The organism is Cupriavidus sp. F041 (genome assembly GCF_057814235.1).
On sequence record NZ_JBVASY010000001.1, the window covers coordinates 830,005 to 845,453 of the forward strand.

Sequence of the window (15,449 nt, forward strand, 5' to 3'; positions counted from 1 at the left end):
TTGCTTACCGCGTCGCTGCGTTTGCTGCAGCAGAGAAACGAGATTATGAAGAACTTTTCAAACTTAATCAAGCATTTTGCGAAATTTCTTTTTTCCGGAACCTTCGCTGACTTCGCCTAATTACTCTCGTTAATCCCCGCAACCATTTTCTGCCACTCAGTTTGCAGCGGCGTTTCCTGCTGCGGGGGACCGAATACTAAGGGTTTCCCACTAAGCTTGCAAGCTTTTTCTGGGAAATTCGTAAAGTGTTCCCGCAACCACTCGGGCGGAATGAGTGGCGTAGGGCCAACCTGGCTACGAAACCCAGACAACCACGCTTTGAGCCGCTTGCAGCGAACTCCAAGTCTGGGCAGCGACACCTTGCCGCACCCCTCCAACCCGGCCATGCCTCCCGTTTCATACTAAACTTTCAAAACTTCCTAAAAATTCAAAACAGACAAGCATGCATCTCTCGCCCCTGATCCAGCGCTTCGTGCTCCATTTCGGCGAAATGGGCAGCCGCTGGGGCATCAACCGTACGGTTGGACAAATCTACGCCCTGCTGTTCACCGCCTCCCGCCCGCTCAATGCCGACGAGATCGCCGAAGCGCTGGGCTTTTCGCGCTCCAATGTCAGCATCGGCCTGAAGGAGCTGGAGTCGTGGAACCTGGTGAAACTGTCGCACCAGCCAGGCGACCGCCGCGAGTATTTCTCGGCACCAGACGATGTCTGGGCCATCTTCCGCACGCTGGCCGAGGAACGCCGCCGGCGGGAGATTGATCCGACCCTGTCGATGCTGCGCGAAGTCCAGCTGGAAACTCCGTCCGACCCCAACGACCGCCATGCACAGGAGCGGATGAAGGAGATGTACCAGCTGATCCTGCTGGTAACGAGCTGGTTCGGCGATATCCAGAAGCTCGACGTGGCTACGCTGGAAAAGCTGATGAAGCTCGGTTCCAAGGTCAACAAGCTGCTGGAAGCGAAAGAAAAATTCAGCATCGCCCTCGGTGGCAAGCCTCGCGCCGATACGCCCCCTGCCAGCGCCGTGAAGGCCAAGCCGACCCGCACCCGGAAGGAGTAGTTCCATGTTTTCGTCGCTCGACCCGGTGGTGCTCGCGCGCGTGCAGTTTGCCGCCAACATCACTTTCCATATCCTGTTTCCCACCATCAGCATCGCCCTGACCTGGGTGCTGCTGTTCTTCAAGCTGCGCTTCAACAAGACCGGCGACGATCGCTGGATGGCGGCCTACCGCTTCTGGGTGAAGATCTTTGCCCTGACCTTTGCGCTGGGGGTGGTCAGCGGCATCACCATGAGTTTCCAGTTCGGCACCAACTGGCCGGGCTATATGGAAACCGTGGGCAATGTGGCCGGGCCGCTGCTGGCCTATGAGGTGCTGACGGCGTTTTTCCTGGAAGCCACCTTCCTCGGCATCATGCTGTTCGGCATGCGCCGCGTCAGCAACCGCACGCATACCATCGCCACGCTGCTGGTGGCGGGCGGCACCACCTTGTCGGCCTTCTGGATCCTGGCATTGAACTCGTGGATGCAAACCCCGGCGGGCTTCGAGATGATCGATGGCCGCGCCCACGTGACGAGCTGGCTGGCGGTGATCTTCAACCCGTCCTTCCCCTACCGTTTCGTCCATATGCTGCTGGCCTCGGGCCTGACCGTGGCATTCCTGCTGGCGGGCATCTCGGCCTACCGCTGGCTGCGCGGCGACCGCGCGCCGGAGGTGCTGTCGTCGCTGCGCACCGGCGTGACCATCGCGGCGGTGCTGATCCCGCTGCAGATCGTGGCGGGCGACCTGCATGGACTTAACACCTTGCACCACCAGCCAGCCAAGATCGCCGCGATGGAAGGCATCTGGAAAACCGAGAAAGGCGCGCCGGCCGTGCTGTTCGGCCTGCCCAATGCAACCACGCAGAACAACGATTTCGAGATCGCCATTCCCAAGCTGGCTTCGATCTACCTGACGCATAGCGCGGATGGCGAAATCAAGGGCATCGACGCCTTTGGCGACAGGCATCCGCCGGTGGCGCCGCTGTTTTTCGCCTTCCGCATCATGGTGGGCGTGGGCCTGCTGATGCTGGCAGTGTCGTGGGTGGCTGCGTGGCAACTGCGCCGTGGCGGCCAGCCCGCTCCGTGGATGGCGCGGGCGCTGGTGGCCATGACCTTCTCCGGCTGGTTGGCCCTGGTGGCCGGCTGGTACGTCACCGAGATCGGCCGCCAGCCTTACCTGGTGTACGGCGTGCTGACCACCGCGCAGGCGGCCTCCAAGGTGCCGGCGGCCATGATCGGCGCCACGCTGTCGATGTATCTCGCGCTCTACCTGGCCCTGATCGCCGCCTATATCTCGGTGGTCTTCTACCTGGCCCGCAAGGCGGGGACCGACGACAATGCGGGCAAGCCCGGGATCGAACCCCTTCAAGCCGTGGTGCCTGGCTAATTGCGGAGCGCAGAATGAACGACCTGACCCAACCCGCCGGCTGGATGCCGCTGGTATTCCTGGCCCTGATGGGCCTCTCGATGCTGATCTACGTGATCCTGGACGGCTACGACCTGGGCGTTGGCGTGCTGCTGCGCCGCGCGGACGATGCCGACAAGGACACCATGATCGCCTCGATCGGCCCCTTCTGGGACGCCAACGAAACCTGGCTGGTGCTCGGCGTAGGCCTGCTGCTCACGGCGTTCCCCATCGCCCATGGCGCGATCCTGACCCAGCTCTACCTGCCGGTGGCGCTGATGCTGGCGGGGCTGATCATCCGGGGCGTGGCGTTCGACTTCCGCGTGAAGGCGCGCGCCCACCATAAGCCGTGGTGGAACCGCGCGTTCTACGCGGGTTCGCTGCTGGCTGCCTTCTCGCAAGGCCTGATGCTCGGCCTCTATATCACCGGCTTCCAGTACGGCTGGCTCGACATCGCCTTCGCGGTGGTGGTGGGGCTGTGCCTGGTGGCGGGCTACTGCCTGCTGGGCGCGGGCTGGCTGATCATGAAGACCAGCGGCAGCCTGCAGCGGCGCGCCATGTACTGGGCGCGGCGCAGCCTGTGGCTGACCGGCATCGGCGTGGCGGCGATCTCGCTGGTCACGCCGATGGTGAGCCAGCGCATCTTTGACAAATGGTTCTCACTGCCCAACATCATCCTGCTGGCGCCGATCCCTCTGGTCACGGTGACACTGTTCGTCATCATCGACCGCCTGCTGCGGCGCATGCCGGCCATGCACGACCGCGGCAACGACCGCTGGTGCTGGGTGCCGTTCGCCGGCACCGCGGTGATCTTCCTGATGGCGTTCAACGGCCTGGCCTACAGCATCTTCCCCTATCTGGTGATGGACAAGATCGATATCTGGCAAGCTGCGAGCGCACCGGAATCGCTAGGCGTCATCCTGGCCGGCGCGGCGGTCGTGCTGCCTACCATCCTGGGTTACACGCTCTACGCCTACCGCGTTTTCTGGGGCAAGGCGACGGACCTGCATTACTACTGAGCCGTGTGTCATCATTAGGGTCGAATCGACACGCAATCACCAGGCTTTTATGAGCGGCTCGCAAGGCCATCCCCCCGGCATTCCACCCTCCATGTCCCCGGCCGGCGGCCTTCACCGGCGGCTGCTCGACCGCGTGCGCGCCCGGGCGGGCGCGCAGGTGAGGGGTCTGACCCGGAGCAACTCCGGCCTCAGCCTCGACTATGACAACCCGCTCGGCGACCCCGGCCTGTTCGGCCCGGACGCGGTCTGCTGGCGGGTGCACGCCGATTTTCCGGCGATGCTGGCGGGCGGCGTCAGCGCCCTGCTGATGCAGACCATGCATCCGCTGGCGCTGGCCGGCGTGTGGGATCACTCCACCTTCCGCACCGATATGCAGGGCCGGCTGGGACGCACCGCGCAGTTCATCGCCGGCACCACCTACGGCAGCCGCGCCGATGCGCTGGCGCTCATTGACCGCGTCAGGCGCATTCACGCCGCGGTCAAGGGCACCGCCCCGGACGGACGGCCCTACGCGGCGGACGATCCGGCGCTGCTGACCTGGGTCCATGTGGCCGAGGTATCGAGCTTCCTGACCGCTTACCTGCGCTATGTCGGCCCGCTCTCGCTTGCCGAGCAGGACCGCTATTACGAGGAAGAGGCACGTATCGCCGAACTGCTGGGCGCCACCAACGTTCCCCGCAGCACGGCTGACATCGGCGCCTACCTGGAACGCATGCGCCCGGAACTGGTCGTAAGCGAGCGCAGCCGCGAAGTGGTAAGGCTGGTGATGGCCATGCCGGTGGCCAGCCCGCTGCTGGTGCCGGCCGTGCGCATCATGGCCGACGCGGGCATCGCACTGCTGCCGCACTGGGTCCAGCGCGAGCTTGGCCTGCATGGCGCCACCGCGATCCGCCGGCCGGTTTCGCTGGCCGGCATGCGAGTGCTGGCCCCCACCTTGCGCTGGGCGCTCGGCAGCGGACTGGCGGCGCGCGCGCGGCGGCGGGCGGCAAAGCCCGCGCCCGCGGCGCTGACACAGTCGTCCTGAGCTAGTGGCCTGGACGGGCAATGGACTAACAAAGATAAAGAGAAACAGTATGCAGACCGTTGCGGTTCTGGATTTTGAGACGACGGGACTGTCACCAAATCAAGGCGACCGGGCTACCGAAATCGCGATCATTCTGTTGCGTGACGGGCAAATCGTCGACCGCTATCAAAGCTTGATGAACGCGGGCAGGCGCATCCCCTCGCAGGTCGTGAACCTCACTGGCATCACGAACGACATGATTGCATCGGCACCTGCCGCGTCGAAGGTGATGCGTGAAGCGGCCCAGTTCGTCGGCAAGCATCCCGTGGTGGCCCACAACGCGGGTTTCGACCGGAGGTTTTGGCAAGCCGAGCTTGCGCACCTCGGCATGTCGTCCGATCACTCATTCGCCTGCACGATGCTCGTTTCGCGGCGCGTCTACCCGCACGCTCAAAACCACAGGTTGTCGACGCTGGTCGACATGCTGCGATTGCCGAAGTCCGGGCGTGCCCACCGTGCGATGGCCGATGCTCAGATGACCTGCCACCTCTGGCACCGTCTGCAGCACGATATCGCCCAGACTTACGGCATGAGCCGCGTGGACTACGACCTCATCACCCGCGTACAGCTCACCAGCAGCGCCAAGGTGCCGGCGTTCCTGCGCTCGCTGGGCGCGAGCCAGGCGCGAGGCGATATGAGCGGGACCCCGGAAGTAAACCAGTGACTGGCACTGTGCCAAGACTGTGGTCATGGCTGGACACCGCGTTGAGCTGGATTGCCCTTCTGGCGATCGTTACCAGTCTCGGATTGATCGACTTCCATGGGATGCGGCCTCTGGACGTGGGCGGCACCCTGTTTGGCGGCAGCTTCAATCAAATGATGTATGCCGGCGCCTGGTTGGCGGCGATTGCCGGCATGCTCCTGGCCAGCGCGTTTCGTCTGGCGGGGTACCGTGTGGCCTGGTGCATGGCCGGGATCCTGCAAACAGGCGCTGGTGCCTGGTGGCTGTTGCACTATCCCGGGAATCACGATGGCGACCTGATTCACTCGCCACGGCGGGAAGAGCTTGCCGCAGCGATGCTGGCCGGCGTGGCGCTGCTTATCGGCGGAGCGATTCTGCATGCCAGGGCTGCCCGCGCTCCGCATCATCGTCCGATATCGCAAGCGAGGGTGCTGGTGCGGCTAGCGGCCGCCGGGTCATTGATTCTGATCTTCGCAGGGATCCCGCTCGCCAACGCCCTGCGCGCGCCCCTGCCCCATTGCGCCTTCAACAAGGAAGGCATGCAACTAACCATTTGCCTGGATGAAAGTGATACGCGCACCATTGTCGACTAGCGCTGCCTGGCGGCGCACCTGCCTTGCGCTACTTGGCGCACTGCTGATTGGCGATGCCATCGCGCTGATGCTGATGGGGCTGTTCAACTTTGGTGTCGTCCTCCCTCTGGCGATCGGCGCGGCCTTTCTCATGCTGTCATGGCGCTGGGAGACAGTGGCGCAATGGCGCACGGCTAGCCGGCGGCGCCGATGGATCTGGGGGATGGGCCGGGCGGCGTTTGCCGCGTGGCTGGTGACATTGGGGATGTTCTTCTATTTCATAAGCGCCGGCATTTCCGAATCCGCGGACGCGGGATCGCCCCCAAAAGCCATCCTCATACTGGGCTCCGGCACGCCAAATTGCACCGCATCGCCTACCCTGGCTGCGCGGCTGGACGAAGGCCTGGCGCTGGCACGGCAATGGCCAGCGGCACGAGTGGTGGTGAGCGGCGGCCAGGACTTCGGACTGCGGTGCAGCGAGGCGGATGTCATGGCGGACTACCTGACCACTCGCGGCCTGGCGCCGGACCGCCTGATCCGGGAGGACCGGAGTACCAGCACGGAGGAAAACCTGCTCTTCAGCCGCCGGTTGCTGGAGCAACAGGGCGTGAGCGCCGGTGACCCGCTGGTGCTGGTGACCAGTGATTTTCACCTGGTGCGCGCGAAGCGGATTGCGTACAAGGCCGGGTTCCGGACCGTGTCAGGCGCAGGGGCCGCTACGCCACTCTATTTACGATACAACGCCTGGTTACGCGAGTATTTTGCGTTTATCAGTGGTTGGATATTGCGGGAATACTAGCCTCCAGAAAAAGCACGCCGCGCCGGCACGCAAAGAGACTGTGCAGTTCAACCCTGTGGGTTGAACTCGCGCACTCGCCGCCTTCAGGCGGACCACGCACCCACAGGTTTTCTCCTTCCCTTGAGGCCGCAATGCGGCCTCTTCCTTCGTTCGCCCACGCGTAAACCCTCGGATTGACATCCCCTTGCTGCCTTTATATTCTTTTATGAACACTACGTTCATATTTGAACAAATCCACCGGCAAGTGCAGCCGCTATGCAGCGAGGCGCACCCCCGGGTACACACCAAAGCGACCCCAAAGGAACAAGCACCATGGCTTCAAGGAAAATTGGCATCAACGGCGGCGGCATCGGCGGCCTCGCCGCGGCGATCGCGCTGCGCAAGCTCGGGCTGGATGTCATGGTGTTCGAGCAGGCCGCGCGCTTTGCGCGGGTTGGCGCGGACATCAACCTCACGCCCAACGCGGTGCGCGCGCTGGATGGCCTGGGCGTGGGCGAAGCGCTGCGCGAGACCGCCGCGCGGCCTACCCACCGCATCAGCCGGGTGTGGAACACCGGCGAGGAAACCTCGCGCCTGGCCATGTCCGACGAGGCGGAGATCCGCTACGGCGCGCCGCAGCTCACCATGCACCGCGGCGACCTGATGACCGCGCTGGAGCGCGCCCTGCCCGCTGAATGCGTCAGGCTCGGCAAGAAGGCGACGGAAATCGAACGGCATGAGGCCGGCGCAACCTTGCGCTTCGCCGATGGCACGCAGGAAGACGTGGATGTGCTGGTCGGCGCCGACGGCATCCATTCGGCGGTGCGCACGTCGCTGTTCGGGCCGGAGCATCCGGTCTTCACCGGCGTGGTGGCCTACCGCGCGGTGGTACCGGCCGAGCGCCTTGCCTCCGTGCCGAACCTGCAGGCCTTTACCAAGTGGTGGGGCCCCGAGGCAACCTCGCAGATCGTGACCTTCCCGCTCAACTGCGGCCACGAGATCTTTGTCTTCGCCACGGTGGCGCAGGAAACCTGGCGCAACGAATCCTGGACCATGCCGGGCCGCGTGGAAGACGTGCGCGAAGCCTATGCGGGCTTCCATGCCGAAGCCCGCGCGCTGCTCGATGGCTGCGACGACGTGCTGATCTCCGCTCTGTACGTGCGCGACCCGCTGCCCGCCTGGTCCACCGGCACGGTCACCCTGCTGGGCGATGCCTGCCACCCGATGATGCCCTTCATGGCGCAAGGCGCCGGCATGGCCATCGAGGACGGCGTGGTACTGGCCCGCTGCCTGGCCGAGACCAACGGCAAGGACATCCCGGCCGCGCTCGCGCGCTACCAGGCCGCGCGCCACGAGCGCACCAGCCGCATCCAGATCGGCTCGCGCAGCAACGCCTGGCTCAAGGAAGGCGGCAATGCGGACTGGGTGTACGATTACAACGCCTGGCAGGTGCCGCTCAACTAAGCTGTGTGGTACACCGCCACCCCGCCCAACCGGAACCGATGAGCAAGAACCCCAAGCTGAGCCAGCCCGCCCCCGCCGCAAACGAGCCCGCCGTTGGCGGCGATGACGACAAGACGCAACTGGTCAGCCCGGTGATCCGCGCCCTGCGGCTGCTGCGCTTTATTGCCGAGGGCGGGTCCACCGCCAACCTGAGCGAGGTGGGCCGGCGCATCGACGTGAACCGTGTAACGGTGATGCGCCTGCTTGCCACGCTGGAGCACGAGGGCATGGTGGAGCGGCTGCCGCAGGGCGGCCACCAGGCCGGCTTCGATCTCGTCAAGCTGGCGGCAAAGGTGCTGGCGTCCAAGGACCTCACCGTGTTTGCGCGCAGTGTGCTGGCCGGACTAAGCCAGTCGCTGCAACTGTCGGCCTACCTTGGCGTGCTGGATGGCGGTGACGTGCTTTACCTGTTGCGCGACATGCCGCAGACCACGCTGGTCAGCAACATCCAGGTGGGCAGCCGGGTGCCGGCCCACCTCACCACGCCGGGGCGCATGCTGATCGCCGGCCTGCCGGAAGATGCACTGCGTGAGCGCCTGGGCGAAGAACCGCTGGCCATCGTCACCGGGCAGAGCCCGGCCACCTACGCGCGGCTGGGCGACATCCTTGCCGCCGACCGCGAGCGCAGTTGCGCATGGAGCTTCTCCGCGTTCGAAGCCGGCATCGACTCGTGCGCGGCGCCGGTATTCGATGCCAGCGGCGCCACCGTTGCCGCCATCAGCGTGGCCGGCCCGGAACTCCGCTTCGAGCGGGATACTACGCTGCGCGAGCGCGTCGAACGCGAGGTCAAGCGCGCCGCGCGCGACCTGTCCGGCCTGCTTGGCTACGTAGCCGAGCCGCGCCGCTGAGTCACCAGGAGAGCCAAGATGACAACGCCTGCACTTCCCACATTTTTCATCTCGCACGGCGGCGGGCCCTGGCCCTGGATGGAAGAACAAATGGGTGGCCGTTACGACAGGCTCAAGACCGCCCTGCAGCAGATGCCGCAATTGGCGAGCGCGGTGCCCAAGGCAGTACTGATGATCTCGGCGCACTGGGAAGAGCCGGACTTCACGATCATGGCCAACCCGAATCCGCCCATGATCTATGACTACTACGGCTTCCCGGACTACACCTACCAGGTCCGGTACGCGGCGCCAGGCGCGCCGCAACTCGCCGGGCGCGTACTCGGCCTGCTGGAAACCGCAGGCATTGCTGCCCGGCTCGATCCGCTGCGCGGCTTTGACCACGGCATGTATGCGCCGATGGCCGTCATCTATCCCGGCGCGGAGATGCCGACCGTGCAACTCTCGCTCAAGCGCGGGCTCGACCCGCTCGCGCACCTGGCGCTCGGGCGGGCGCTGGCGCCGCTGCGGCGCGAGGGCATCCTTATCGTCGGCAGCGGACTGAGCTACCACAACCTGCGCGCGTTCGGCCCCGCGGGGAAGGAGGCGTCGGCAGCGTTCGATGCATGGCTTCTGCAAGCACTCACGGCAACAACCCCGGAGCAACGCGCCACGGCGTTGACGGCCTGGGAAAACGCGCCCGCGGCTCGCCTGGCACATCCGCGGGAGGAGCATCTGCTGCCACTTATGGTGGCGGTCGGCGCGGCCGAAGACGACACAGCCACGCGGGTCTATCACGAGGACGACTTCGCCGGCGGCATCACGGTGTCCAGCTTCATGTTCGGGGGAATGCGTCAGTAGGGCCTGGCACGACGGAATGCGGCGCAGGGACTGACCGATGGCGTGAACCTGACTTGAGCGGCCTGTACGATGGCCGCTAACTGCGGGGAGTGAATTCGGGGAATGAAAACGGATGGTGCCCATGGGCAGGATCGAACTGCCGACCTCTCCCTTACCAAGGGAGTGCTCTACCACTGAGCCACATGGGCAGTTACTGATCGCAAACTGCAACGACTTGCTCTTTTGCCTGATGCAACGGAGCGGGATACGAGACCGGTATTGTCGCCATAACCCATTGATTTTTAAGGATTTTTTCAGCATCCAGCCGAATCAATGGACTGCATTATGGACTAATCACCCCTGCTCGGCAACCCCCCTGATAGCGAAAGTTTCCATGGGTATTGCGCTCGCAAAGCCTGGCCCGCAAACGGGCGATCATGCTATGGAGCGTGTGGAGCTTGATCCGGTCCGGTCGCGGTTGCCAATGACACCATGTGGCTCTGGCTGCTTGTTAGCAGTTCAATGCGAAAGGAAGTGGGTCCAGTTCCCGCCGGCGTGTAAACTAGCGGGTTTTTGACTCCGCCGGTATGGTGCAAGTGTCACAGCGCACAAGTTTCAGCGGCCCGACGCTCATTCGTTTGCTTGCGCGCCTGACGGACGTCGATGTTCCCGAATCCAGACAATCGCTCTCGGACCGGCTGAGCCAATGGCTCGGCTGGGCCGACGCCATCGAGCTGTCCACGGCCCTGAGCGGCAATCCGCCGGCTGTGGCATCCGGCGCGCGAGCCTTCGGCAGCGCCGAGGAGCGCGATTGCGCACGTGTCCGAACCGCGTTGGCGGATGCCATCGCCGGCGACAGTGCGCTCGCCCCCGCCAAGCGGCGCGGACAAACGCATCCGCCCGTGCAGGCGGATGCGGTGGATGCGGTAGTCGATTACGCGGTTTATCGTCAGCGTTATCTCTCTCTGCAGCAGGCGATGGAAACGGGCATCGGCAATCTGCGCGGCCGCCTGCGGGCGATGCTGGCCGCCAGTACGCCCGCCATGTCCCGGCTTGCGGTGCTGGATGCCGCCATGGAGCGGGCACTGAGTGCGCGGGAGCGGAGTCTGCTCGCCGCTGTGCCCGCGTTGCTCGAAGGGCACTTCGAGCGTTTGCGCCAGGCCGGGCAGGCGGCGCTGGCCGACGCCCAGGTCCCGGGAGAGCCCGCGGCGGTCTCGCCCGGCGCATGGCTGGATGTGTTCCGCAAGGATATGCGGAGCGTGTTGCTTGCCGAACTGGACATTCGTTTTCAACCGGTCGAAGGGCTTCTTGCGGCCCTTCGCTCAAGCTAACCAGGACGCCATGTCCAGATATCTTCTTAATTTCGCCGTCTTCTTGGTGGGTCTGGCCATCGTGTGCTGGATCGGCGCAGGCTATGCCGGCTCGAACACCCTGGCGCTGGCCGTCACGATGCTGGTCGGCGCCTGCTACCTGGCAGGCGCGCTTGAACTGCGACGCTATCACCAAGCCACTTCCACCCTGACGCGGGCCGTGGCCGGCCTGTCCGAACCTCCGGCCAAGCTGGCTGCCTGGCTGGATCAATTGCATCCCAGCCTGCGCAATGCGACGCGCCTGCGCATCGAGGGTGAGCGCGTGGGCCTGCCAGGGCCGGCGCTGACACCGTATCTCGTGGGCTTGCTGGTGCTGCTGGGCATGCTCGGCACGTTCCTGGGCATGGTGGTCACCCTGAGGGGCACCGGGATGGCGCTGGAAAGCGCAACGGACTTGCAGGCCATCCGCGCTTCGCTGGCCGCGCCGGTCAAGGGTCTGGGATTTGCATTCGGCACCTCGATCGCAGGCGTGGCCACATCCGCCATGCTGGGGCTGCTGTCCACGCTGAGCCGGCGCGAGCGGCTCCAGGCGGCGCAGATGCTGGACGAAAGGATCGCGACGACATTGCGCATCTACTCGCTGACCCATCAGCGCGAGGAATCCTTCAAGCTCCTGCAGCGACAGGCCGAGGTGATGCCCACCCTGGTCGACCGGCTGCAGGCCATGATGGCGGCCATGGAGCAGCACAGCCAAACCCTGCACGAGCGGCAGATCGCCAGCCAGGACGCCTTTCACGGCAAGACCGAGGCCGCGTACACCCGCCTGGCTTCCTCGGTGGAGCAGTCCATGAAGGAAAGCATCGCCGAGAGCTCCCGCGCCGCCGGCGCGGCGCTCCAGCCGGCCGTGGAAGCTTTGATGTCGAGCATCGCGCGGGAGACGGCCTCGTTGAACGACACCGTCACGCAAGCCGTGCAGCGGCAGCTGGACGGGCTGTCGACCGGGTTCGAGTCCGCGACCACTACCGTGGCGGACATCTGGAACAAGGCGCTGGCGGGGCACCAGCGATCGAGCGAGGCGCTGACGCAGGACTTGCGCATCGCGCTCGATCAGTTCGCCGGCACCTTTGAGCACCGCTCGGCGGGCCTGCTGGAAGGCGTCTCCACCCGCCTGGAAGCCACGGCGGGCAGCATGTCGGAAGCGTGGAACAGCGCACTGTCCCGGCACGAGCGCATCAGCGGGAAACTGGCGGGCGACAATCAAAGCGCCCTGGCGGCGGCCGCGGTGACCTTGGAACAGCAATCGGCGTCGCTGGTGCGCACAGTGGGCCAGTCGCACGCCGACCTGCAGGCGGAACTGGCATCGCGGGACCAGCAGCGGCTGGCGGCCTGGGCCGAAACGCTCGGCTCGATGGCCGCTACGCTGCGCCATGAGTGGGAGCAGGCGGGCGCGCACAACGCGAGCCGGCAGCAGGAAATCTGCGACACGCTGGCGCAGACCGTGCGCGACATCTCGGCCCAGACGCAAGCGCACGCCAGCAATACGGTCGCCGAGATCGACCGGCTCGTGCAAGCCGCGTCGGCAGCCCCCAAGCTGCTGGAAAGCGTCTCCGCGCGCCTGGAAGCCGCGACGGGCGGCGTGTCGGAAGCGTGGAGCAGCGCGCTGGCCCAGCACGAGCGCGTCAGCGAGAAACTGGCAGACAACAATCAACAGGCCCTGGCGGCCGCCGCGGCGACCATCGAGCAGCACTCGACTTCACTGCTGCACACGGTGAACCAGTCGCATGTGGACCTGCAGGCGGAACTGGCAGCGCGGGACCAGCAGCGGCTGACGGCCTGGACCGAAACGCTCGGCTCGATGGCCGCTGCGCTGCGCCGCGAGTGGGAGCAGGCGGGCACGCACAACGCGAGCCGGCAGCAGGAGATTTGCGAGACGCTGGCGCAAACCGCGCGCGACATCTCGGCCCAGACGCAGGCGCACGCCAACAGCACGCTCACCGAAATTGACCGCCTCGTGCAAGCCGCGTCCGCGGCCCCCAAGCTGCTGGAAGGCGTCTCCGCGCGCCTGGAAGCCGCAACAGGCAGCGTGTCGGAAGCATGGCGCAACGCGCTCTCCCAGCACGAACGCGTCAGCGAGAAACTGGCGGGCGACAACCAACACGCGCTGGCGGCGGCCGCGGCGACCCTCGAGCAGCACTCGGCGTCGCTGGTGCGCGCGGTGGGCCAGTCGCACGCGGACCTGCAGGCGGAACTGGCGTCGCGGGACCAGCAGCGGCTGGCGGCCTGGACCGAGACGCTCGGTGCGGTGGCTGCCACGCTGTACAAGGAGTGGGAGCAGGCGGGCACGCACAACGCGAGCCGGCAGCAGGAAATCTGCGACACGCTGGCGCAAACCGCGCGCGACATCTCGGCCCGGACGCAGGCGCACGCCAGCGACACCATTGCCGAAATCTCCCGGCTCGTGCAAGCCGCTTCGGAAGCCCCCAAGGCCGCGGCCGACGTCATCGGCGAACTGCGCCAGAAGCTCTCCGACAGCATGGTCCGCGACAACACCATGCTGGAGGAGCGCGGTCGCCTGCTGGAAACGCTGGCAACCCTGCTCGATGCCGTAAACCATGCCTCCACCGAACAGCGCACGGCCGTCGACGCGCTGGTCGGCACGACGGCGGATCTGCTGGACCGTGTCGGCACCCGGTTCACTGACAAGGTCGAGACTGAAACCGGGAAGCTGGAAGCCGTCGCGGCACAAGTCACCGGCAGTGCCGTCGAGGTGGCAAGCCTGGGCGAAGCATTCGGTATGGCCGTGCAGTTGTTCGGCGAGTCGAACGACAAGCTGGTGGCCCACCTGCAGCGCATCGAAGCCGCGCTGGACAAGTCCATCGTGCGTAGTGACGAACAGCTTGCGTACTACGTGGCACAGGCCAGGGAAGTCATCGACCTGAGCATGATGTCGCAGAAGCAGATCGTCGAAAACCTGCAACAACTTGCCGGCCAGGGGGCGCTCGCCGGCGCCGAAGCGGCATGAGCGAGGACATCGACGCCGGCGTGGAGCCGACAGCGCCGATATGGGCCGTCTTCGGCGACCTGATGTCGGTGCTGCTGGGCGCCTTTGTCCTGATCCTGGTGGGCGTCATCGGTGTGCAACTGGAGCTCTCGACCAGGCTGGAAGAGGAAGTCAAGCAACGGCAGGAGGAGACACATCGCCGCGAGGCCCTGGAGAAAGCGCTGGCGGTGCCGCTGGCCGCGGGCCGGGTGACGCTGGTCAACGGGCGCATCGGCATCAGCGGCAACGTATTGTTTGCCCTCAACTCGGATCAGTTGCAGCCTGAAGGCCGGGAAGTGCTGAAGAGCCTGGCCGCGCCCCTGTCTGCTTACCTGCAGGCCCGCGAGGAGATCCTGATGGTGAGCGGCTTTACCGACGACCAGCAGGTGCGGGAGGCCAACCGCCGCTTTGCCGACAACTGGGAGCTGTCAGCCCAGCGCGCATTGACGGTAACCCGTGCGTTGATCGATGCAGGGATCCCCTCCTCCTCGGTATTCGCGGCCGCGTTCGGCTCCGAGCAGCCCGTGACCTCGAATGCCGACGACCAGGGTCGGGCCAAGAACCGGCGCGTGGAAATAGCGCCGATCGCCAGACCATCCACCGCAACGGTGAAGCGCCGTGAGTAGTGGTGGGACACACGACGGCGGGACGCGCGACGCCCAGGCGATGCTCGACGCATGGCGCGAGCGAGGCGCCGACCGCCTGGATCCTGTCCGCTTCCGTTTCATCGAGGCGCTGGCGCGGCGGTCGGCCGGCCACGGCGGCGATGCGCGACGCATCCTGGACGACAGGCTGTCCAAACTGCTCAAGGCCTATGCCGACGATCTTGAAAGCACCGCAAGCAAGGCCGACGTTGCGGGCAACGCGGCATCACCATGCGAGCCGGCTCGCGGGGCGCTTGCCGGGCTGATCGAATACATCGCCAGCCATGCGCCGGCGGATCGCGGCGTCCCCGCAGCCATTCACGCCACGCCCCGCAGCACCTCCTATCCCGAACCGGCGGTGCTCGATTACTTCAGGGAGACCTGGTCCAGGGTCAGTACCGACCGGCAATTGCGGCAGTCGCTGGAGCAGGTGCCCGACAATGCCGGCCCGCTCAACTCGAACCGCCTGGTGCATCGATCCCTCTCACTGATGCACGAACTGTCGCCAGGCTATCTCCGCCAGTTCTTATCGTACGTCGATGCCTTGTCGTGGATGGAGCAGATGAGCGGCGGCGGCGCCTTGGCGGGTATTAAAGAGGCGCCTCGTGCCGGGAGTTCAAGGAAGAGCGCTCGCGGCAGAGCGCGCTAGTGCCGTGGGGGCGGATCTGTACTATGTGGACCGCGTATGAGAAGCGCTTCCGAGGAGACGCGCATGGCAGGCACGACTGAC

14 protein-coding genes and 1 tRNA gene are annotated in these 15,449 nt (G+C 65.5%); 14 read left to right on the plus strand and 1 reads right to left on the minus strand.

What is annotated here, in order from left to right:
• The first annotated feature begins 442 nt into the window (after nt 1-442).
• The 10 genes from ACZY0R_RS03795 (at nt 443) to ACZY0R_RS03840 (ending at nt 9,746) form a co-directional block, all read left to right on the plus strand.
• Nucleotides 443-1,060 carry a GbsR/MarR family transcriptional regulator gene (locus tag ACZY0R_RS03795; protein ID WP_488857189.1) on the plus strand — a complete coding sequence of 206 codons (618 nt, stop codon included), beginning with the start codon at nt 443-445 and terminating at the stop codon, nt 1,058-1,060.
• Nucleotides 1,061-1,064: 4 nt separating this feature from the next.
• A complete protein-coding gene (locus ACZY0R_RS03800; protein WP_488857190.1) occupies nt 1,065-2,426 on the plus strand; it encodes a cytochrome ubiquinol oxidase subunit I in 1,362 nt (453 codons plus the stop codon).
• 14 nt (nt 2,427-2,440) lie between these two features.
• Entirely contained in the window at nt 2,441-3,463 is a 1,023-nt protein-coding gene (locus ACZY0R_RS03805) for a cytochrome d ubiquinol oxidase subunit II (protein ID WP_488857191.1), read from the plus strand.
• A 49-nt stretch (nt 3,464-3,512) separates the two neighbouring features.
• Complete coding sequence (locus ACZY0R_RS03810; protein ID WP_488857192.1) at nt 3,513-4,487, plus strand: oxygenase MpaB family protein; 975 nt, start codon at nt 3,513-3,515, stop codon at nt 4,485-4,487.
• Between the two features lie 49 nt (nt 4,488-4,536).
• Complete coding sequence (locus tag ACZY0R_RS03815) at nt 4,537-5,190, plus strand: 3'-5' exonuclease (RefSeq protein ID WP_488857193.1); 654 nt, start codon at nt 4,537-4,539, stop codon at nt 5,188-5,190.
• Between the two features lie 41 nt (nt 5,191-5,231).
• Nucleotides 5,232-5,801: a hypothetical protein gene (locus ACZY0R_RS03820; RefSeq protein ID WP_488857194.1), complete on the plus strand. Its 570-nt coding sequence runs from the start codon at nt 5,232-5,234 to the stop codon at nt 5,799-5,801.
• Nucleotides 5,770-6,579: a YdcF family protein gene (locus ACZY0R_RS03825; RefSeq protein ID WP_488857195.1), complete on the plus strand. Its 810-nt coding sequence runs from the start codon at nt 5,770-5,772 to the stop codon at nt 6,577-6,579. The genes ACZY0R_RS03820 and ACZY0R_RS03825 overlap by 32 nt, the downstream gene beginning before the upstream one ends.
• Nucleotides 6,580-6,891: 312 nt before the next feature.
• A complete protein-coding gene (locus ACZY0R_RS03830) occupies nt 6,892-8,022 on the plus strand; it encodes an FAD-dependent monooxygenase (RefSeq protein WP_488857197.1) in 1,131 nt (376 codons plus the stop codon).
• A gap of 38 nt (nt 8,023-8,060) precedes the next feature.
• The gene (locus ACZY0R_RS03835; protein ID WP_488857198.1) at nt 8,061-8,909 is read left to right on the plus strand and encodes an IclR family transcriptional regulator; all 849 of its coding nucleotides are present in this window, start codon (nt 8,061-8,063) and stop codon (nt 8,907-8,909) included.
• Between the two features lie 18 nt (nt 8,910-8,927).
• On the plus strand, nt 8,928-9,746 hold the full coding sequence (locus ACZY0R_RS03840; RefSeq protein WP_488857199.1) for a DODA-type extradiol aromatic ring-opening family dioxygenase: 819 nt from the start codon (nt 8,928-8,930) through the stop codon (nt 9,744-9,746).
• Nucleotides 9,747-9,859: 113 nt separating this feature from the next.
• On the opposite strand, the gene ACZY0R_RS03845 is transcribed toward ACZY0R_RS03840, so the two are convergent.
• Nucleotides 9,860-9,934: transfer RNA gene (locus ACZY0R_RS03845), tRNA-Thr, on the minus strand.
• 378 nt (nt 9,935-10,312) lie between these two features.
• Here ACZY0R_RS03845 and ACZY0R_RS03850 point away from each other — a divergent pair.
• Genes ACZY0R_RS03850 through ACZY0R_RS03865 form a run of 4 tightly spaced genes read left to right on the plus strand, consistent with a single transcriptional unit; the run spans nt 10,313 to nt 15,368 of the window.
• Entirely contained in the window at nt 10,313-11,056 is a 744-nt protein-coding gene (locus ACZY0R_RS03850) for a DUF3348 domain-containing protein (protein ID WP_488857200.1), read from the plus strand.
• A 10-nt stretch (nt 11,057-11,066) separates the two neighbouring features.
• The gene (locus ACZY0R_RS03855) at nt 11,067-14,057 is read left to right on the plus strand and encodes a DUF802 domain-containing protein (RefSeq protein ID WP_488857201.1); all 2,991 of its coding nucleotides are present in this window, start codon (nt 11,067-11,069) and stop codon (nt 14,055-14,057) included.
• Complete coding sequence (locus ACZY0R_RS03860; protein WP_488857202.1) at nt 14,054-14,701, plus strand: OmpA family protein; 648 nt, start codon at nt 14,054-14,056, stop codon at nt 14,699-14,701. The genes ACZY0R_RS03855 and ACZY0R_RS03860 overlap by 4 nt, the downstream gene beginning before the upstream one ends.
• Nucleotides 14,694-15,368, plus strand: a complete 675-nt coding sequence (locus ACZY0R_RS03865; protein ID WP_488857203.1) for a DUF2894 domain-containing protein — start codon at nt 14,694-14,696, stop codon at nt 15,366-15,368. Before ACZY0R_RS03860 ends, ACZY0R_RS03865 begins: the two co-directional genes overlap by 8 nt.
• The last annotated feature ends 81 nt before the right edge of the window (nt 15,369-15,449 follow it).